General features: G+C 65.4%; 18 protein-coding genes. 3 read left to right on the forward strand and 15 right to left on the reverse strand.

Annotated elements, in window-relative coordinates:
* Nucleotides 1-10: 10 nt before the first annotated feature.
* From E4K65_RS01025 to E4K65_RS01090, 13 genes are all read right to left on the reverse strand, one after another.
* A complete protein-coding gene (locus E4K65_RS01025) occupies nucleotides 11-1,522 on the reverse strand; it encodes a tripartite tricarboxylate transporter permease (RefSeq protein ID WP_135172521.1) in 1,512 nt (503 codons plus the stop codon).
* A gap of 3 nt (nucleotides 1,523-1,525) precedes the next feature.
* Nucleotides 1,526-2,017 (reverse strand): tripartite tricarboxylate transporter TctB family protein, encoded by a 492-nt coding sequence (locus E4K65_RS01030; RefSeq protein WP_027544147.1) that lies wholly within the window; start codon nucleotides 2,015-2,017, stop codon nucleotides 1,526-1,528.
* 174 nt (nucleotides 2,018-2,191) lie between these two features.
* Nucleotides 2,192-3,184: a tripartite tricarboxylate transporter substrate binding protein gene (locus E4K65_RS01035; RefSeq protein WP_135172522.1), complete on the reverse strand. Its 993-nt coding sequence runs from the start codon at nucleotides 3,182-3,184 to the stop codon at nucleotides 2,192-2,194.
* Between the two features lie 128 nt (nucleotides 3,185-3,312).
* Entirely contained in the window at nucleotides 3,313-4,086 is a 774-nt protein-coding gene (locus E4K65_RS01040; RefSeq protein WP_135173176.1) for an RsiV family protein, read from the reverse strand.
* Between the two features lie 32 nt (nucleotides 4,087-4,118).
* Entirely contained in the window at nucleotides 4,119-4,415 is a 297-nt protein-coding gene (locus tag E4K65_RS01045) for a nucleotidyltransferase family protein (protein ID WP_135172523.1), read from the reverse strand.
* A 37-nt stretch (nucleotides 4,416-4,452) separates the two neighbouring features.
* On the reverse strand, nucleotides 4,453-6,609 hold the full coding sequence (scpA, locus tag E4K65_RS01050) for a methylmalonyl-CoA mutase (protein ID WP_135173177.1): 2,157 nt from the start codon (nucleotides 6,607-6,609) through the stop codon (nucleotides 4,453-4,455).
* A gap of 23 nt (nucleotides 6,610-6,632) precedes the next feature.
* Complete coding sequence (locus tag E4K65_RS01055) at nucleotides 6,633-7,097, reverse strand: GFA family protein (RefSeq protein WP_135172524.1); 465 nt, start codon at nucleotides 7,095-7,097, stop codon at nucleotides 6,633-6,635.
* On the reverse strand, nucleotides 7,094-8,965 hold the full coding sequence (locus tag E4K65_RS01060; protein ID WP_135172525.1) for a methylmalonyl-CoA mutase family protein: 1,872 nt from the start codon (nucleotides 8,963-8,965) through the stop codon (nucleotides 7,094-7,096). The genes E4K65_RS01055 and E4K65_RS01060 overlap by 4 nt, the downstream gene beginning before the upstream one ends.
* 81 nt (nucleotides 8,966-9,046) lie before the next feature.
* On the reverse strand, nucleotides 9,047-9,538 hold the full coding sequence (folK, locus tag E4K65_RS01065; RefSeq protein ID WP_135172526.1) for a 2-amino-4-hydroxy-6-hydroxymethyldihydropteridine diphosphokinase: 492 nt from the start codon (nucleotides 9,536-9,538) through the stop codon (nucleotides 9,047-9,049).
* Between the two features lies 1 nt (nucleotide 9,539).
* On the reverse strand, nucleotides 9,540-9,908 hold the full coding sequence (gene folB, locus E4K65_RS01070; protein WP_027544155.1) for a dihydroneopterin aldolase: 369 nt from the start codon (nucleotides 9,906-9,908) through the stop codon (nucleotides 9,540-9,542).
* Nucleotides 9,905-10,765 carry a dihydropteroate synthase gene (gene folP / locus E4K65_RS01075; RefSeq protein ID WP_135172527.1) on the reverse strand — a complete coding sequence of 287 codons (861 nt, stop codon included), beginning with the start codon at nucleotides 10,763-10,765 and terminating at the stop codon, nucleotides 9,905-9,907. The genes folB and folP overlap by 4 nt, the downstream gene beginning before the upstream one ends.
* Before the next feature lie 275 nt (nucleotides 10,766-11,040).
* A complete protein-coding gene (locus E4K65_RS01085) occupies nucleotides 11,041-11,448 on the reverse strand; it encodes a DUF4332 domain-containing protein (protein ID WP_027544157.1) in 408 nt (135 codons plus the stop codon).
* A 24-nt stretch (nucleotides 11,449-11,472) separates the two neighbouring features.
* Nucleotides 11,473-11,838 (reverse strand): DUF2267 domain-containing protein, encoded by a 366-nt coding sequence (locus E4K65_RS01090; protein WP_135172529.1) that lies wholly within the window; start codon nucleotides 11,836-11,838, stop codon nucleotides 11,473-11,475.
* Between the two features lie 339 nt (nucleotides 11,839-12,177).
* On the opposite strand from E4K65_RS01090, the gene E4K65_RS01095 reads away from it, so the two are divergent.
* From E4K65_RS01095 to E4K65_RS01105, 3 genes are all read left to right on the forward strand, one after another.
* Nucleotides 12,178-13,800 (forward strand): helicase HerA-like domain-containing protein, encoded by a 1,623-nt coding sequence (locus tag E4K65_RS01095; RefSeq protein WP_135172530.1) that lies wholly within the window; start codon nucleotides 12,178-12,180, stop codon nucleotides 13,798-13,800.
* A gap of 134 nt (nucleotides 13,801-13,934) precedes the next feature.
* Nucleotides 13,935-15,263 carry a glycosyltransferase family 87 protein gene (locus E4K65_RS01100; protein WP_167770425.1) on the forward strand — a complete coding sequence of 443 codons (1,329 nt, stop codon included), beginning with the start codon at nucleotides 13,935-13,937 and terminating at the stop codon, nucleotides 15,261-15,263.
* A 67-nt stretch (nucleotides 15,264-15,330) separates the two neighbouring features.
* Nucleotides 15,331-16,725: a M20/M25/M40 family metallo-hydrolase gene (locus E4K65_RS01105; RefSeq protein ID WP_135172532.1), complete on the forward strand. Its 1,395-nt coding sequence runs from the start codon at nucleotides 15,331-15,333 to the stop codon at nucleotides 16,723-16,725.
* A gap of 217 nt (nucleotides 16,726-16,942) precedes the next feature.
* Here the strand turns inward: E4K65_RS01105 and E4K65_RS01110 are convergent, their stop codons facing one another.
* Complete coding sequence (locus tag E4K65_RS01110) at nucleotides 16,943-17,722, reverse strand: class II aldolase/adducin family protein (RefSeq protein ID WP_135172533.1); 780 nt, start codon at nucleotides 17,720-17,722, stop codon at nucleotides 16,943-16,945.
* Nucleotides 17,723-17,906: 184 nt separating this feature from the next.
* The gene (locus E4K65_RS01115) at nucleotides 17,907-19,556 is read right to left on the reverse strand and encodes a glycosyltransferase family 39 protein (protein WP_135172534.1); all 1,650 of its coding nucleotides are present in this window, start codon (nucleotides 19,554-19,556) and stop codon (nucleotides 17,907-17,909) included.
* Nucleotides 19,557-19,732 lie beyond the last annotated feature (176 nt).

Consider the following 19,732-nt stretch of genomic DNA (forward strand, 5'->3'; position numbering starts at 1 on the left):
CCGCCCGCTATCACCGGGATGTTGCTGCCACCGCCTGCACCGGTTTCACCTTGCGCCAGACCCACACCATCACCGGCCACAGCAGCGCGCCGATCGCCATGGCGGCAAGGATGGCGGCGACGGGGCGTTCGAAGAACGGCAGGATGCTGCCGTCGGACTTGATCAGCGAGGTGACGAAGGCCTGCTCGACCATGGTACCCATGACGATGCCGAGCACCATCGCGGCCACGGGATAGCCGTTGGCTTCCATGACATAGCCGATCACGCCAAAGGCGGCGACGGTGACGACGCCGAACATGTTGTTGCCGATCGCGAACGAGCCGACGGCGCAGCACAGCATGATGATCGGCATGATGGCGGAGCGCGGTGCCAGCAGGATGTAGGCGGCGATCCGGATCATGGCGATTCCGAGCGGAATCATCAGGATGTTCGCGATGATGAACATCAGGTAAATCGCGTACATGCTCGACGCCTTCTCGGTGAACAGCGTCGGGCCGGGATTGAGCCCCTTCATGTAGAGCACGCCGATCGCGATCGCGGCGATGGTGTCGCCGGGGATGCCGAACAGCAGCGACGGCACCCAGCCCGAGGCGATGCTGGCATTGTTGCTGGCGCCGGCCTCGACCAGGCCCTCGACGTGGCCGGTGCCGAACTTTTCCGGCTCCTTGGAGAAGCGCTTGGACATCGCGTAGCTGACCCAGGCGGCCATGTCGGCGCCGGCGCCGGGCAACACGCCGATGATGATGCCGACGATGTTCCCGCGCGTCATCTGCCAATGGTATTTCTTGGTCAGCTTCCACTGGCCGGCCATGATGCTTCCGAATTTTCGCCGCGGCAGCGGCGGCGGCTCGGGCGTCAGCATCGCGCGCATCACCTGCGCCACTGCGAACACGCCGACCAGCGCCGGGATCGGCTCGATGCCGCCGAAAAGGTCGGTGATGCCGAAGGTGAAGCGCGGCACGCCGCCGGGATTCTCGATGCCGATACAGGAGACGAGCAGGCCGAGGAACATGCCGGCGATCGCCTTCACCGGCGAGGAGCGCGCGACCAGGGTGGCGCACATCAGGCCGAGCAGCGCCAGCCAGAAATATTCGAAGGTCGAGAACGACAGCGCGACCTCGGCAAGCGGCGGCGCCAGGATCATCAGGGACAGCACGCCGGCGATGCCGCCGACCGCGGAGAACCAGACGCCGGCCCCGAGCGCCAGCTCGGCCTGGCCCTTGCGCGTCATGGCATAGGCCTCGTCCGCATAGGCTGCGGAAGCGGGCGTGCCGGGAATGCGCAGCAGTGCGCCGGGGATGTCGCCGGAGAAGATCGCCATCGAGGAGGCCGCGACGATGGTCGCGATCGCGGCGATCGGCGACAGGTAGAAGGTGACCGGGACGAGCAGGGCGGTTGCCATCGTCGCCGACAGGCCCGGCAGCGAGCCGATGACGAGGCCGTACACGGAGGCTGCGAACATCGCGATGATCACCTCCCAGGTGGAGATCAGCGCGAAGGCTTCAATCAGGGTTTTCAGCATGGATCACCAGGGCGTCGGCAACAGGCCGGCAGGAAGCGGCACGCGCAGCAGCTTGCCGAAGATGAGGTGGATGGCGAAGGGCGAGAGCGCGGCGAGCGGCAGCGCCAGCTTCCACTTCGCGCCGAGCGCGGTCGAGGTGACATAGACCATGATCGCCGCGGTGATGATGAAGCCGAGCCGGTCGGCGGCGACGACGTAGAACAGCAAAAGCGCCGGCGGCAGCAGTGCACGCAGGCCGTAGAGCTTGCCCTGCGGCGGCGGGCTTGCTGCCTGGCCGTCCTCCAGCGGGATCAGCTCTTCCTCCTCCTCGAAGGAATGACCGATGCCGAACACGATCGCGAGCCCACACAGCGCAAGCCCCGTGCCGATCACGAGCGGAAACACGTTGGGGCCGACCGGCTGCCCCGGCACCGGCGGCAGGATGTAGCCGCCATAGGCGGCGGCCGCGCCGAGCACGACGAGAAACGAGCCCGTGACGGAGTCGGGAAGACGCATGGGCGAAGTCCTGTGGGGTTTCTTCTCGCTCTCCCCGTTCTTACGGGGAGAGGGTTGGGGTGAGGGGACTTTCCGCGCGGACGGTGAGAGTTGGACTCGCGGAGACTCCCCCTCACCCGGATCGCATCTGCGATGCGATCCGACCTCTCCCCGCAAGCGGGGAGAGGTGAAACGTCACGCCTTGCTCAGGCCCGCGGCCTTCATCGCTTCGCCCATCTGGGCGTCGCCCTTGTCCATGAAGCCAGCGAACTGGCCGGCATCGCCCCACACCGTGCCGAAGCCGCGATTGCTCATGAAATCCTTGAACTCGGCGGAGTCGTAGACCTTCTTCAGCGCCGCGGTGAGCTTCGTTGCGAGCTCCGGGGGCAGGTTCTTCGGCGCGCCGATGCCGCGCCAGGCGCCGGTCGCGTATTCGATGCCCATCGCCTCCTTCAGCGTCGGCACGTCCGGGAAGATCGGGTTGCGCGCCGGTGCCATGATGGCGAGGCTCCTGGCCTTGCCGGCCTCGATGATGGCGCGTGCTTCCGGTACCGAACAGGTGGTGAGGTCGAGGCCACCGGCGGCGAGATCCTGCATCGCCGGCGCGGCGCCGTTCGACGGCACCCAGGCGACCTGGTTGGCGGGCAGGCCCATCGCCTGCATCCAGCCGACCAGCGCCAGATGCCAGATGCCGCCCTGGCCGGTGCCCGAGGCCTTGAACTTGCCGGGCGGCGCGGCCTTGATCGCTTCGGCGAGGTCCTTGACCGTCTTGTAGGGCGAGGAGGAGGAGACCTGGATGCCGGGCGGGTCCTCGTTCATCAGCGCCAGCGGGGTGTAGCTCTTCGGCGTCAGCTCGGTGAGGCCCTGCCAGTGCATCATCGAGATCTCGACCGTGAGCATGCCGATGGTGTAGCCGTCGGGCTGCGCAGTCGCGATCGCGGTATGGCCGACGACGCCGGAGCCGCCGGTGCGGTTGACCACGTTGAAGGGCTGGCCGAGGTCCTTTTCCAGAAGGGCTGCGACAATGCGCGCAGTCGCGTCGGTGCCGCCGCCGGCGCCCCAGGGCACGATCACGGTGACCGGGCGCGCCGGATAGGCTTGGGCGCGGGCGGGCGCGAGGCCGAGTGCGGCGGATGCAGCAACCGCGGCAGATGAAGCCGCAAAAGCGCGGCGCGTAATCTTGGACATGAATGCCTCCCAGCGGCGCCCGTAACACCGGACGCTCTTAATGGCGGCATTCTAGTCGGCTTTACAGCGCGGCTGCAAGGTAGCGCTACCAAAGCGCTGTGAGCAATGTGCCGCGGCTCAAACGATGATCACTGCGGCTCTTCCGCATCGCCCTTCGGTCGTGCGCCGCCGAAGATGCGCGTGCCTTCCGCGGTGAGGTAAGGCTTCAGCGCGTCCCACGGCACGAAGGCGACATATTCGCCCTCGGCGTAGGGACCGACCGCATAGGGCGGATAATGGAAGGTGAGACCGGAACTCTTGCCGGCTTCGGTCGACGGGGCGAGCGTCACGGCGCCGATCTTGAGCAGGCTCGGCTCCACGCTCTTGAACCACTCGTCGGTTGCGGTCTCGCTGGTGTCGCGCTTCTTCTTCTCGGCCTTGAGCGAGACGATCACGGCTTTCACCATCGCCTTCATGGTCGGGCCGCCATCGGCGGTCTCGGTGAAGAACGGGCGGATCGAGATGCGCTTGCGCTCGGTCTTGTCCCACAGGATCGTGTTCACGTCCGAATTGGGATGCGCGCCGTGGGTGTCCATATAGTCGTTGCGCAGGAGGTTGACATAGCGGTCGGCAACGACCGAGCGGATCGCGTATTTGCGCTCGAAGTCCCAGCCGCCGTCCTTGAAGAACTGCGGATCTTCTTTGCGCGCGGCGGCGGCCTCGGCCGCGTTCTTGTCGAGCCACTTCCTGCCCTCGGCCAGGCAATCCGCCGCGAGGGCTGCATCCGCCTTGATCTTGTCGTCGAGGAAGACGCGCGCCGCGATGCTCTTGGTCTTGACGACGGCGTCGGGCTTGGGGTCCGCGGCGAGGGCCGAGATCACGCACGTTGCGCCAAGCGCCATGGCGACGCTCAAACCGATCATGAACTTCAAGGGGAGTGCTCCTTACGTGAGCGTCAGAATATTTCGAGGATGTCGTCTGCGATCTGCTGCGCGGAGTGGGGGGAGGCGGAGCGCCGGACAGTCGCCTGCGCCTGCAAGCCGGTCGCGTCCTCGATGATCTGCTCGACGTCGATCAGGTTGAGCAGCGAGAAGGTGGCCTCCGGCTCGACCTCGACCAGGACATCGATGTCGCTGTCCGGGCGATAATCGGCGCCGGCCCGCGAGCCGACGATGGCGAGCTTCGAGACGCCCTTGGCTTTGATGGCGTCAGCGTTCTTGCGTATCGCAGCGATGACCTCGTCACGTGTCATGGAGACAGCCCGGCCGGTGATGCGGCCAGCGTACCATCTACTCCGCCGCCTCGCTATGCCCGAGCCGGGCGTTCAGCTTGCGGATCAGCTCCTCCGCGGCATCGGCGATCACCGTGCCCGGCGGGAAGATCGCCTCCGCACCGGCCGCGTAGAGCGCATCGTAATCCTGCGGCGGCACCACGCCGCCGACGATGATCATGATGTCGTCGCGGCCCTGCTTCTTCAGCGCGGCCTTCAATTCCGGCACGGCGGTGAGATGGGCGGCGGCGAGCGAGGAGACGCCGAGGATGTGGACGTCGTTCTCGACGGCCTGCCGCGCGGCCTCGTCGGCGGTGGCAAACAGCGGCCCGATGTCGACGTCGAAGCCGATATCGGCGAACGCCGAAGCGATCACCTTCTGGCCCCGGTCGTGGCCGTCCTGGCCGATCTTGGCGACCAGGATGCGCGGGCGGCGGCCCTCCGCCTCCTCGAAGGCGTCGATCAGCGCCTGAACCTTCTCGACCCGGTTACCCATGCTGGACGCCTCCCGCTTGTAGACGCCGGTGATGGACTTGATCTCGGCGCGGTGCCGGCCGAACACCTTCTCCATCGCGTCCGAAATTTCGCCGACGGTCGCCTTCGCCCGCGCCGCGTCGATCGCGAGCGCGAGCAGGTTGCCGTTGCCTTCGCCGGCCGAGCGCGTCAGCGCGGCGAGCGCGGCATCGACGTCCTTCTGGTTGCGCTCGGACTTCAGCCGCGTCAGCTTGTCGATCTGGAGCCGACGGACGTTGGTGTTGTCGACCTTGAGGATATCGATCGGAGCTTCGTCCGTCGGCTTGTACTTGTTGACGCCGATCACCGCCTGCTTGCCGGCGTCGATGCGCGCCTGCGTCTTCGCGGAAGCCTCCTCGATGCGCAGCTTGGGCACGCCGGCCTCGATGGCCTTGGCCATGCCGCCGAGCTCCTCGACCTCCTGGATGTGGCTCCACGCCTTCGCCGCGAGATCGCGCGTCAGCCGCTCGACATAGTACGAGCCGCCCCAGGGGTCGATGATGCGGGTGGTGCCGCTCTCCTGCTGGAGGAAGAGCTGGGTGTTGCGGGCGATGCGGGCCGAGAAGTCGGTCGGCAGCGCCAGCGCCTCGTCGAGCGCGTTGGTGTGCAGCGACTGGGTGTGACCTTGCGTCGCCGCCATCGCCTCCACCGTCGTGCGCATCACGTTGTTGAAGACGTCCTGCGCGGTCAGCGACCAGCCCGAGGTCTGGCAATGCGTGCGCAGCGAGAGCGAGCGCGGATCCCTAGGATTGAAGGGCTTGAGCAGCTTTGCCCAGAGCAGGCGCGCGGCGCGCATCTTGGCGACTTCCATGAAGAAGTTCATGCCGATCGCCCAGAAGAACGACAGCCGCGGCGCGAAGCGGTCGACGTCGAGGCCTGCGGCAAGCCCGGCGCGCAAATATTCGACGCCGTCGGCCAGCGTATAGGCGAGCTCGAGGTCCTGCGTCGCGCCGGCCTCCTGCATGTGATAGCCGGAGATCGAGATTGAGTTGTATTTCGGCATCTTTTGCGAAGTATAGGCAAAGATGTCGGAGATGATCCGCATCGAAGGCGCAGGCGGATAGATGTAGGTGTTGCGCACCATGAACTCTTTCAGAATGTCGTTCTGAATGGTCCCCGAGAGCTTCTCCGGCGGCACGCCCTGTTCGCCCGCGGCGGCGACGAACAGCGCGAGGATCGGCAGCACCGCGCCGTTCATGGTCATGGACACGCTCATCTGGTCGAGCGGGATGCCCGCAAACAGCGTGCGCATGTCGTAGATGGAATCGATGGCGACGCCGGCCATGCCGACGTCGCCGCCGACACGCGGATGATCGCTGTCATAGCCGCGATGAGTGGCAAGATCGAACGCGACCGAGAGGCCCTTCTGTCCGGCAGCCAGGTTGCGGCGGTAGAACGCGTTGGAATCCTCCGCCGTGGAGAAGCCGGCATATTGCCTGACGGTCCAGGGCTGGTTGACATACATGGTCGGGTAGGGGCCGCGCAGGTAGGGCGCGATGCCCGGATAGGTCTCGAGGAAATCGAGCCCGGCGAGATCGGCCTCGCCATAGGCGGGTTTCACCAGGATGCCTTCGGGCGTCAGCCACGGCTCGGCGCTGCCGGCCGGCGCGGCGGCGGCCATGCGCTCGAAGGCGACGTCTGCGAAGTTCGGAATGCGGCTCATGGTTTCGACCATATCATAGACGCTCAATCATGGTCCGGATGCTGATGGCTGACGATGGTCGCCATCTTCTCCGGTCCGTAATTCTGCTGCGTGGTCTGGCTCGGCAGATTGGCGATCCCGACCACCCAGCCGAGGCGCGACTCTGTTCCATATTGCCGGGTCGGCACCACGTGATCCGGACGATCGAACGTACCGGTCATGATCTCGATGCGCGGGCCGTCGATGCGGCGGAAGCTCAGCGGCGTGCCGCAGGCGGCGCAGAAATCGCGCATCGCGATGGACGAGGAGCGGAACGCAGAGGGCGTGCCCTTGGTCCAGGCGAAATCACCCTTCTCGATATCGGCATAGGAGGCGAACGGCGCACCGCTCGCCTTCTGGCACATTCGGCAATGACAGATGCTGATCTTCGCCGGCGCCGCCGAGACCGCAAAGCGGACCGCGCCGCATTGGCAGCCGCCGGTGAGAACGGGTTTGCCTGCTTCCGTCATGGCTGCTCCATCCCTCGATAGGCGTCCTGCAGCGTCGCAAGCGCATCGCCGCCGGCAAAGACGAAGCCGGTGACACCGGCTGCGCGCAGCGCCGCCTCGGCATCAGTCGGGCGGCCTGCCAGATAGATATGTCGCGCGCCGGCCGTTTGCAGGGCCCGGGCGGTGGCTTCGGCGTGTTCCGCATAGACCTTGTCGCTGGAACAAAGGCAGGCAAGCTCGGCGCCGGAGGCCTTGAATGCTGCGACCAACTTGGCCGGATCGACAAGACCCTCGCTGTCGGCCGCCTGGATGCCGCCGGCCTCGAAGAAGCTCTTGGCAAAGGTCGCGCGCGCCGTGAAATTGGCGGGCGTGCCGAGATTGGCCAGGAACACTTTTGGCCGCGCCCCGCGCGCCTTCAATGCCGCATCGGATTTGTCGCGCAGCGCTTCGAACGGTTCCGCCAGCCGGATCGGCGGCAGCGCGTCGAACTTGCATTTCTGTTCGCCATAGGGTGTGAGCGCGACCGGCGTGGCTTTCAGTACCGCCGTCTCGCTCTCATGCAGGTTCGGAAACTCGCTGGCGCCGGTCAGCACGTCGCGGCGCTTTGCGATGTTGGCGTCACGCGCTTTTCGCGCAGCTGCCACCTTGCTCTGGAACAGGCCTTGCTGAAGCGCGGCAAAGGCGCCGCCGGCTTTCTCGCTTTCCTGGAACAGCGCCCAGGCCACCTCGCACAGCTGCGCCGTCAGCGTCTCGATGCCGCCTGCGCCCGCGGCGGGATCGCTGACCTTGGCGAGGTTGCTCTCCTCCAGCAGCAGCAGTTGCGTGTTGCGCGCCACGCGCCGCGCGAACGGATCGGGCAGCCCGAGCGCCAGCGTGTGCGGCAGCACCGTGATCGCGTTGGCACCGGCAAGCCCCGCCGCGAACGTCGCAATGGTTGCGCGCAGCATGTTCACATAGGGGTCGCGCTGCGTCAGCATGCGCCAGGCGGTGTCGGCGGCAATGAACAACGGCTTCGGCGTCAGCCCGCAGGCCGCCTCGACGCGCGCCCACAGCAGCCGCAGCGCGCGGAATTTCGCCATGGTCAGGAACTGGTCGGCATCCGCGGCAAGCCGCGCATAGACCATGCCCTGCGCCTGCTCCAGCGCAACGCCGGCGCCTTCGATCGCGCGAAGATAGGCGAGGCCGCAGGCGAGCACGAAGGCGAGCTCCTGCACCTCGGAGCCGCCGGCATCGTGGATCACGCGGCCGTCGGCCGAGGCGAATGGCCCCTTGAAGCCGAGCGCGGCGAGGCCTTTGATGCCGCCGGTAACGGCAGGGAGAATCTCCTCCCAGGTGTAAGGGCTGTGGCCCCACACCGCGCAGGCGGCGAGCGGATCGAGACCGAAGCGGATGTCGCAGGCGGCGGGATCGATGCCGTTGCTCTTCACATATTCCGCGACATGGATCGCGGCCATCCGCGATTGCGGACCGATCTGAAGCTCGATGCCGATGCCGGCATCGAGATGAATGTCCTTCAAGATCTTTGCGACGGCATCCGCCGAAGGTTCCAGGCCAAAGCCGTGAGCACCGTTGCCACCGGCGAACACCAGTGCGAGCCCCGTCGCGCCATTCTCCAGATCCTGCAAGGCCTGCGCGTTCGCGGCTGCCGCGTCGGGATGGTCGATCCGCTGCACGATCTGCCACGGCGCGGCCGCAGCCCGTCCGACCACGGGCGCAACGCCCCTGGCGCGCGGATAGAGCGGATCGATCTTGAGGCCGTCATAGGTTTTGCCGACCAGCTTTTCGAACGGCGCACCCTTGAGCACGCCGTCGACCAGCTTGCGCCAGTCTTCGACCGTGGCCCTGGGAAAATCCGCCGCCAGCGGCAGGTCGTCAGTCACGGAGGTCATGCGGCGAGGGGCTCCCGAAGATCTTGTTGTTCGCAGGCGAAATTGCCACGGCGGACCGTCCCTGCAAACGGTTGTTTTTGGTTAACCGGTATCCGGAAGCCGCTCAATGCCTTGCGTCGAGACGCTGGAAAGCCCGTCACGCACGCGAATGCCTGAGATCACGCGGTCGGGCGCGATCTCGGCCAGCGGCACCAGCACGAAGGCGCGCTCGAACAGGCGCGGATGCGGCAAGGTCAGGTCGGGCTTCTGCAGGCTGACATCGTCATAGGCGATCATGTCGAGATCGAGCGTGCGCGGCCCCCAGGGCCGTTCCTTGGTCCGGGTGCGACCGAATTTCTGCTCGACCTTCTGCATCACAAACAACAGCGCGTGCGGGTCGAGACTGGTCTCGATCTCGATGCAGGCATTGACGAAGGGATCCTGCGCCTCATCGCCCCAGGGCGGTGTCGCATAGTCCGAGGAGCGCGCGACCAGCGCGGCCTGCGCCATGCCGCAGATGTGGGCGATCGCCTTCCGGAACGTCGCGCGGACATCGCCGACATTGCCGCCGAGTGCGATCAGCACGCTTGCCATGTCAGGGGTGCCGCGAGCGCGTCAGCATGATGCCGACGTCGTCGAAGATCGCCGCGATCGGCGCATGCGGCTTGTGCACGGTGATCTTCACGGCGCGGATGCGCGGGAAGTGCGACAGGATGGCGTCGGCGACCGCGCCCGCCGCGCGTTCCAGCAGCTTGTAATTGGTGTTCTTGAACGCCGCCGTCGTGGTCGCCACGACCTCGGCGTAGGACACCGTGTCGGCGAGACGGTCGGTGCGCGAGGGCTCCGACAGGTCGGTATAGAGTTCGAGATCAATCACGAAACGCTGGCCGACTTCGGTTTCGTGGTCCATCACGCCGTGGCGAGCATGGATCGACAGGCCGGTCACGAAGATCGTATCGGTCATTGCTTGCTCTCGATTGCGTTCGCGACCCGCAGGGCCTGCAAGGTCTCGGCGACGTCATGGGTCCGGATGATCCTGGCGCCGCGCTGGGCGGCGATGAGATGCGCGGCGATCGAGCCGGCGAGTCTTTCCTTCGGCTCGGAAGGCGACACCGAGGCGATGAAGCGCTTGCGCGAGGCGCCGACCAGGACCGGCAGGCCGAACATGTCGAATTCGCGCAGCCGCGCCAGCGCGGTCATGCTCTGCTCGGCGGTCTTGCCGAAGCCGATGCCGGGATCGAGCACGATCTTGTCACGTGCGATGCCGGCCTTGGCGGCGATGTCCAGCGAGCGCAGGAAGAACGCCTTCATGTCGGCGATGATGTCGATGGCGGAATCCACGTTGTCGCGGTTATGCATGACGATGACGGGGACGCCTCTCGCCGCCACCAGCGGCGCCATGGCGGCATCGCGTTGCAGGCCCCAGACGTCGTTGGCGATCGCCGCGCCCTGATCGAGCGCGAAGGCCACCACCTCCGCCTTCATGCTGTCGATCGAGACCGGCACGCCGAGCGCAACCACGCCTGATAGCACCGGCCTCAGCCGGGCGAGTTCGTCCTCGGCCGTGACTGCCTTGGCGCCCTTGTAGGGCCGGGTGGACTCCGCGCCGATGTCGATGATGTCGACACCGTCGGCGATCATCGCCCGGGCCCGCTCGAACGCCTGGTCGGGCGCGATGAAGTCGCCGCCGTCGGAGAAGGAATCCGGGGTGACGTTGAGCACGCCCATCACCGCCGGGAGAGGTCGCTCCAGCAGTGTCCGCAGCACGTCGCGCCCGGCCGAGCCGGCCGGCGGGACGGAAGGGGATGGCAAGGCATTCATGCGCGTGGATGTGCGCGGTCGGGGAGGGGGAGTCAAGACGGGATTGGGGGGCGATCCGGTCGCTCCGATCCGTTCCGGGGCCCGTGAGGGAACGATGCTCTTGCCCACACGCCGTCATTGCGAGCGCAGCGAAGCAATCCAGATTCTTTCCGTGGCGGCAGTCTGGATTGCTTCGCTGCGCTCGCAATGACGATGTTGAGACAGCCGTCCACTCTTACCCCCGGTGTCGTCCCGGCGAAGGTGTGGCGTCAGCTCGTATGCGGTGAGCAGCAGCCCTAATACGTGATCTTCGGCGGCAGCTTCTTGGCCTTGGCGATGATGTCGCCGACCGATTTTTCCGAGGGCAGGATGCGGACGAGCTTCTTCTTCTCGTTGGCTTCGCGCATGCTCTGGGCGAGTCTTGCCGGATTCCGATAGGCGAGCTCGCGCACGGTGGTGACGCCGGCGGCGCGCACCAGGCCGACCTTGGCCCGGCCCATCCCGGGAATGCGCATGTAGTCGGAGACGTTGGCCCATTCCAGGAGCTGCTGCTCGCTGATGCCGGTCTTGGCGGACAGCGCCTTGCGTCCCTTCACGGTCGAGGCCGCCTCGAGCAGCGCGTCGGTGGTGCGGATTCCCTGCGCCTTCAACTTGTTGGCGGCAAAGGCAGGCAGGCCCTCAATCTCGGAGATCGGATATGTCATGATACTCAATATGAAAAGCGTAGCTCAGGCAAATTGGCTGAGGCCCGGCGTCCCTGCGATGATCTTGCCCACCTGATCCGCTCCGATTTTGTCTCGGCCGAAGCGAAAAAGTTCACGGGCAATGTTCTGAATCTCGGACATGCCAAGTCCCAGGCCCATCAGGCGCGTGCCGACGGCCATCAGGCCGCCGCCCATCAGCCGCGACAGTCCGCCGCCGCTCCTGGACGCGTCGATCGCCGCTTCCGCGCCGGGAATATGACTGATCAGGGCTTCGACGTTCTCGGAAGGGCCCTCGCTGCGGAGGAAGCCCAGGATAATGCCGACGGTCTTTTCAGCGACAGCACTATCTATGCTGGCGTTTGTCGCCAGCCGCCCGATCAGCTCGTCCATAAGACCCCGCCCCTCAACCGGTTTGCATGCCGGAGTATTGCTTTCGAAAAACGATCTTGAGCCGGTGTGATGTGAAATACAAGGCGAACATGCGATTCGGCTTCGAACGCGCGAAAGGTGTTGCAGCGATGCAAGAGCGGAGATGAAAACAGCAGTAAATTACCGCGGTGCGAACGCGCCGTTCCTACTTTCGGCCGATGTCGTCCACTTGGTTTCCGACCATGTCGCAAGATCGGATCGTGTTTGAACGGTTTCAATCGGCGTGCGACATGCGGTAAACTGCGGAACCGGCATTTGAGTTTCAATACGCGAAACACGGCAGATGGATCAGAGAAAATAATGACCGCACAGGACAGCAAGCTCGGCGACACCGACGACAAGATTTTCGTCGGCAAGGGAGACGAGCAGGCATGGCTGACGCTGGCGCTCGCCAATCGCCACGGCCTCGTCACTGGTGCAACTGGAACCGGCAAGACGGTGTCGCTGCAAGTCATGGCAGAGGGATTTGCGCGCGCAGGAGTTCCGGTCTTCGCGGCCGACATCAAGGGCGACCTCTCCGGCATCTCCGAGGTCGGCGTGCCCGCGGACTTCATCGTCAAGCGCGCCACCGCGATGGGGCTGACGTTCCAGCCCGACCAGTTCTCGACGGTGTTCTGGGACGTGTTCGGTGAGCAGGGCCACCCGGTGCGGGCGACCGTCACCGAGATGGGGCCGCTTCTGCTCGCGCGCATGCTCGACCTCAATGACGTGCAGGAGGGCGTTCTCAACGTCGCCTTCCGCGTCGCCGACGACAACGGCCTTGTCCTGATCGACATGAAGGATCTGCGTGCGCTGCTCGATGCCATCGTGCCCGACAGCAGCAAGAAGGCGCCGGACGTCGCCGCGGATCCGCTTGCCGACATCCGCAAGGCCGCCCAGGGGTTTGGCAACGTCACCAAGGCCACCGTCGGCACCATCCAGCGCCAGCTGCTGGTGCTGGAGAACCAGGGCGCCACCAAGTTCTTCGGCGAGCCGGCGCTGACGCTGAAGGATTTCATGAAGACCGACCGCGACGGCCGCGGCATGGTCAACATCCTGGTCGCCGACAAGCTGCTCCAGAGCCCGCGGCTTTACGCGACATTCCTGTTGTGGATGCTGTCGGAGCTGTTCGAGGAGCTGCCCGAGGCCGGCGACCTGCCGAAGCCGAAGCTGGTGTTCTTCTTCGACGAGGCGCATCTGTTGTTCAACGACGCGCCCAAGGCGCTGATGGACAAGATCGAGCAGGTGGTCCGCCTGATCCGCTCGAAGGGCGTCGGCGTCTATTTCGTGACGCAGAACCCGATCGATGTACCCGACCGCGTGCTTGGGCAGCTCGGCAACCGGGTGCAGCACGCACTGCGCGCCTTCACCCCGCGCGACCAGAAGGCGGTCGCCGCCGCGGCCCAGACCTTCCGGCCCAACCCGAAGCTCGACACCGCCAAGGTGATCATGGAGCTCGGCAAGGGCGAGGCGCTGGTGTCCTTCCTCGAAGGCAACGGCACGCCGGCGATGGTCGAGCGTGTGATGATCCGGCCGCCATCGGCCCGGATCGGGGCGATCACGCCGGAAGAGCGCAAGGCGATCATGGATGCGAGCCCGGTGAAGGGCAAATACGACACCGCAGTTGATGAAGAGTCCGCCTACGAGATGATCCAGAAGCGCATCGCCGGCACCGCGGCGACCGCGGACGCTCCGGCCGGCGGAAGCGGCGGCGGCATCCTCGGCCAGATCGGCTCGATTGTCGGCACCATCTTCGGCACCAATGTCAAGCGCGGCCGCCTGTCGGCAGGCCAGGTCATTGCGCGCGACGTGACGCGATCGGTGACCAACCAGGTGATCGGGGGGATGGCCGCTAATCTCGGCAAGTCGGTCGGCGGCCAGCTCGGCGGCTCGATCGGCCGCACCTTGGTCCGCGGCGCGCTCGGCGGCTTGCTGCGTCGGTAGGCAGACAAGCTGGATTTGGAGGCAATCCGCGCGCCGGCGCGGCCGCTTCGTCATGGGTACAATTTCAGGTGAAGGACTCACCAACCGTCCGCCCGTCTGCTACGTGCTATGTCGCCGCCGGACTGGACCCTATTGTGAGCTCAATCGACTTGTTAGCCAAACCTGATACGCCGAGACGCCTGTCGCTGCGTGCGCCGCTAGACCTGCTCTTCCTGCTTTGCTGCTTCATCCTGGCCGCGGACGTCCTCGGTCCCGAGCTGTTCGGCAGGGGCAAGACCAAGGACTATGGGCTGTGGTACTGGGCCGGGCAGCAGGTTCTGAACGGGGGAGCGCTCTATCCCGCCAACGCCGGTGGGTATTTCGAGTTCATCTATCCGCCGCTGCCGGCGATCCTGCTCGCGATTCCGAGCTGGTTCGGCAAGATCCCGCTCTACATCGTGCTGTCGGTCCTGAATGCGCTGGCGTGGTGGTTCACCGGGACGTTCTCCGATGTCATGACCGGCTCGGGTCGCAGGGCCGGTCCGTGGCTGGAGGCACTGCCGGTTTTCGTCACCGTGACCTTCGTGTTCGACATGTTCGATCTTGGCCAGCCCAACCTCGTGCTGCTGGCGATGATGCTATACGGGTTCTGGAGCCTGCAACATCAGCGCGCCTGGCTCGCAGGCTTCATGTTCGCGCTCGCGATCGCCATCAAGGTGTTTCCGATCGCGGTGCTGCCCTATCTGGTCTGGCGGCGGAAGTGGGCCGCCGTCGTCGCGACGGTCGCCTTCACCGGCATCCTTCTCTACGTCGTGCCGGCGCCCATTCGCGGCTTCGAGCGCAACGCGGCCGAGCTTGCGACCTGGTATCAGGGCATGGTCGGGGCGAGCTCGGAAAAGGGCTTTGGCCAGCGCGACGAGCAGAACTGGTCGTGGGTCAACCAGTCCATCATTGCCGTCACGCACCGCCTGGTCCGCCCGATCAACTACAATCAGGAGGATCCCGGCAAGCCGCCGCGCACCATGAATATCATCGACGTCGACTACAGGACGGCGAACTGGATCGTGCTCGCTGTGTCCGTGTTGCTCGGGCTCGGCTTCGTCGCGGTGATGCCACGGCAAACGCGGCGAACGGCGCGCTCGGATGCCGAGGAGCTCGGCATCCTGTTCTGCCTGATGACGGTGGCATCGCCCCTGGCGCGGCAATACTACTTCATGTGGCTGTTCTTCCCGATGACGGTGCTGATGCATCGTGCCGCCTTCGACGAACGGGCGAATGTGCGGCTGGGAACCTGGCTTGCCCTCGGCGCGGCCGGCTTGCTCATGCTGCTGTCGCTGCCGTGGTTTCCCACTGCCTTCCAGGCCTGGGGCAATAATCTCCTCGCCACCGCCATCCTCGCGGGCAGCCTCGCATGGCACATCCGGCATCCGCCGGTTGCGGCTAGCTCCGGCGCCCCGGCAGGGCTAAAACCCAAGATCTCTTGAAACCCAAGGCCTCTTGAGAAGACCTCTTGAGAAGCCATCTTGAGACTCAAAAGTCAGGAATCCGACCATGGCCAATGCGCAGCTTCAATCCGTGCTCGACCACATCGACAAGGATTTTGACAACAGCCTCGAGCGCCTGTTCTCGCTGTTGCGGATCAAGTCGATCTCGGCGGATCCGGCCTTTGCCAACGACTGCAAGGCCGCGGCCGAGCATCTCGCCAAGGACATCGCAAGCCTCGGCGTCGCCACCGAAGTGAGGTCGACCGCCGGCCATCCCGCCATCGTCGGCAAGACCGGAGCGGGCGGACGGCCGCATGTGATCTTCTACGGCCATTACGACGTGCAGCCGGTCGATCCGCTCGACCTCTGGCATCGCCCGCCGTTCGAGCCTGTCGTCACCGATCATGCCGATGGCCGCAAGATCATCGTCGCCCGCGGCGCCGAGGACGACAAGGGCCAGGTGATGACCTTCGTCGAGGCCTGCCGCGCCTGGAAGAAGGTGACGGGCTCGCTGCCGATCGACGTCACCTTCCTGATCGAAGGCGAGGAGGAGGTCGGCTCGAAGAATTTCGTGCCCTTCATCGAGGCCAACAAGGACGAGTTCAAGGCCGATTACGTGCTGGTCTGCGACACCGGCATGTGGGACCGCAATACCCCGGCGATCACGACGTCGCTGCGCGGCCTGCTCTATGAGGAGCTGAAGATCACCGCCGCCAATCGCGATTTGCATTCCGGCGTGTTCGGCGGCAGCGCGATGAACCCGATCCGCGTGCTCACGAAAATTCTCGGCGGGCTGTTCGACGACGACAACCGCATCACCATTCCCGGCTTCTATGACGGCGTGAAGGATCTGCCGCCCGATATTCTGGAGCAGTGGAAGAAGCTCAATCTCACGCCGGAGATGTTCCTCAAGCCGATCGGCCTGTCGATCCCGGCCGGCGAAAAGGGGCGGCTGTTGATCGAGCAGGCCTCCTCGCGTCCGACTTGCGATGTCAACGGCATCTGGGGCGGCTATATCGGCGAAGGCTCCAAGACGGTGATCCCGTCGCATGCCTCGGCAAAAATCTCGTTCCGTTTGGTCGAGGGACAGGACCCCGCAAAGATCCGCAAGGCCTTCCGCGACTACGTGACGGCACGGCTTCCGGGCGACTGCAAGGTCGAGTTCGGCGACCATTCCGCCGCGCCCGCGGTCGCGCTCGACTGGAAGATGAAGCCGCTCGCCGCCGCCAGCAAGGCGCTGACGGAGGAATGGGGCAAGGAGACCGTGTTGATGGGCTCGGGCGCCTCGATCCCGATCGTCGCCGACTTCAAGCGCACGCTGGGGCTCGACTCGCTGCTGGTCGGCTTTGGCCTGGACGACGACAACATCCACTCGCCGAACGAGAAGTACGACCTCCGCAGCTTCCAGAAGGGCATCCGCTCCTGGGCGCGGATCCTCGCGGCGCTCGCGGAGGTGAAGTAGGGCGAGGGTCTATCCCCGTCATTGCGAGCGAAGCGAAGCAATCCAGAATCCCTCCGCGGAAACACTCTGGATTGCTTCGTCGCAAGAGCTCCTCGCAATGACGGCGGAGGCACGAGTGACGGCCCCCAAATAAAAACGCCGCCCGGAATTGGGCGGCGTTTCATTCCAAGACGTGCAGAGGTAGTTGAGAGCTATCCTACACGAAATCCCGAAAATCTCAAGACCGATAGCCCGGCAGCTCGCGGTCGAGCTTGCGCAGCAGCGGCGGCCACACGAGGTTCGTCGCGCGCAGCTCGGCGCGGTCGCGGTTCGCCAGCAGCTCGGTGTTCTTCTCGATCGCAATCTCCTCGACCGGATAGACCGGCGTGCCCAGCGCGCGCGTGCGCACCTGCATCGAGCAGGCGCGCTCGAGGTGATACATGCGCTCGAAGGCGGAGGCGACCGAGCGGCCGACCGTCAGCGTGCCGTGGTTGCGCAGGAGCATGTGGTTGTGGTCGCCGAGGTCCTTCTGGAGGCGCGGCCGCTCGTCGTGGTCGAGCGCGATACCTTCATAGTCGTGATAGGCGAGGTCGTGGGTGACGAGCTGGGCGGTCTGGTTCAGCGGCAGCAGCCCTTCGGCGCTGCTCGACACCGCGGTGCCGTCGAGGGTGTGGAGATGCAGCACGCAGATCGCGTCCTCGCGCACCTCGTGGATCGCCGAATGGATGGTGAAGCCGGCCGGGTTGATGCTGTACTCGCTCTCGGAGAGCTGGTTGCCGTGCAGGTCGACCTTGACGAGGCTCGACGCCGTGATCTCGTCGAACATCAGCCCGTAGGGGTTGATGAGGAAGTGATGATCGGGGCCGGGCACGCGCGCGGAGATGTGGGTGTCGACCAGGTCGTCCCAGCCGTACAGCGAGACGAGACGATAGCAGGCGGCGAGATTGACCCGTTGCTGCCACTCGGCCTCCGTCATGTTCGACGGCGCTTCTCTCAGGCGCGCTTCCGCTGGTGACATGGCCAATCTCTCCGAACCTCGTTGTTGCGGGAAGGGAGCGTAGTCGCGGTGATGGCCGGCGGCAAGGAGGTCAAATCGCAGCAGCCAAGCGTAGCCCGCATGGAGCGTAGCGTAATGCGGGGGGCTCACCAAGGACCCCGGATTTCGCTTCGCTCCATCCGGGCTACAAGGCAGGAGAAAGAAATTACGGTGCCGGGATCGAGAGCAGGCTGGAAATGCTGCTGCCGCGGATGTCGTAGACGCGGGCGAACACCACGTCGTCGCGCTTGATTTCGACCATGACAGGCGCGGTGAGGCCCTTGCAGTAGAACTCGCCGAGCGTCATCGCGAAATCGGCCGCATTGGAATCCCAGCCGATGGTGAAGTCGGGCCCGAGCGCGACCTGCGCCGGACGCTGCGGACCGCACACCGCGACCTTCCATTTTCGGTTGCGCGGCGGCACTTCCTGGCGCTCGACCAGCTGCTCGCGCAGCTCGTCCGAGGCCTGCTTCAGCGCGAGGCCCCAATAGTCCAGCATGAAGCGGTCGTCGGCGGCGCGCACGGTGCCGGCGATGTGGTTGAAGTGGGTGTACTGATAGGGATGCAGCCGGATCATCTCGGCGAGCGAGAGCGCAAGGCCGAAGCAGAAGGTGGCGAGCACGACCGGTTGCCAGGTGCGGTGATTGGCGCGCAGGCGCTCCATGGTCCAGGCGAAGGCGACGCCGCCGAGCACCGCCATCGGCGGGATCACGAAGACGAAATGGCGGATGCCGTTGTAGAGCGCGGGCCGCTTCACCATCGCGATCGCGAGCGGCAGGGTCGCGGCGAGCGTCAGCATCAGGAGGATGGTCTTGCGGCGGGCCGGAACCCCGCCGCGCGGCAGCAGCGCGAATGTGCTGACCACGGCGCCGGTCATCAGCACCAGCATCACCTCGGGCAACTGAAGCGCGAACAGCGTCGGCAGATAGGACCAGGGCATGTCGGGCACGGACACGATCGCGCCGTCGAACATCTCCTTCCAGGGCTTCTCGAAGAAGTGCGAGAAGTAGGTCAGCGCCTCGAAGGGATTGCCGGGTTCCATGATCGACCACGGCCAGATCAGGCCCATCACGAGATAGCCGAACACGAGGCCCGGCAGCAGCACGTAGACGACATGAGCGAAGCGGCGGGCCGCCTCGCGAACACCTTCGGTGCGCAGTTCCTCCAGGAACAGCGGGATGAAGCCGATCATGGCGTAGACCAGCGCAAGACCGCCGAGGATGCGGCAGCCGATCGACAAGCCGGCGCCGATGCCGACGATCAGGATCGTGCGCGGCGAAGGTTGCGGATATTCCTCGGCGAGCCGGACCAGGCCCAGCATCAGGATGATCATGGCCACCGCGAAGGGCGCATCCTTCGGGTTCATGAACATGTGGCCGTAGAAGATCGGGCAGAGCGCGAGCAGCAGGAGCGAGGCAAGACCGGCCAGGGGCCCGCCGATGCGGCGGCCGAGCCGCCAGGTCACCGCAAGCCCGACCACGCCGACGACGGCGCCGAGCAGGCGTCGCGTCTCGAACAGCTCGAGCGGAATGACCTTGTGCAGGAGAGCCGCGACCATGTCGAAGCCGCCGCCATACATATAGAGGTTGGCGAAGGAGAGCGCCGCGGTGTCCTTGAAGCCGGAACCGAACATGCGCAGCAGCAGGTCGGCATATTCAGCGTGGGTGTAGTCGTCCCAGCCGAGCCCGTAGTCGCGGAAGGTCAAGCCTGCAATGACGGCGACCGCGGCCAGCACCAGCATGGCGAGATCGTCGCAAGTCCGTTCGACCGAGCGCCGCAGAGGCGTGTCGATCGCCGAAGTCGTGATGGATGTCATGGCTATTGGTGACCCGGAATCCCCTCTTGGCCCTGCTGGCGCGCGCGGGCCTGCTCCCCGGACTCCGTATAGCGCAGTTCCATTACCAAGTAATTGGGCATTATGGCTAAATTCCTGATGCGACGCAGCAAATCCAGAAACTCAAGAGCACTCTAGGAGTAGCGATCCGTAGCTGA

The sequence above is a fragment of the Bradyrhizobium niftali genome (assembly GCF_004571025.1).
Classification (GTDB): Bacteria; Pseudomonadota; Alphaproteobacteria; order Rhizobiales; family Xanthobacteraceae; genus Bradyrhizobium; species Bradyrhizobium niftali.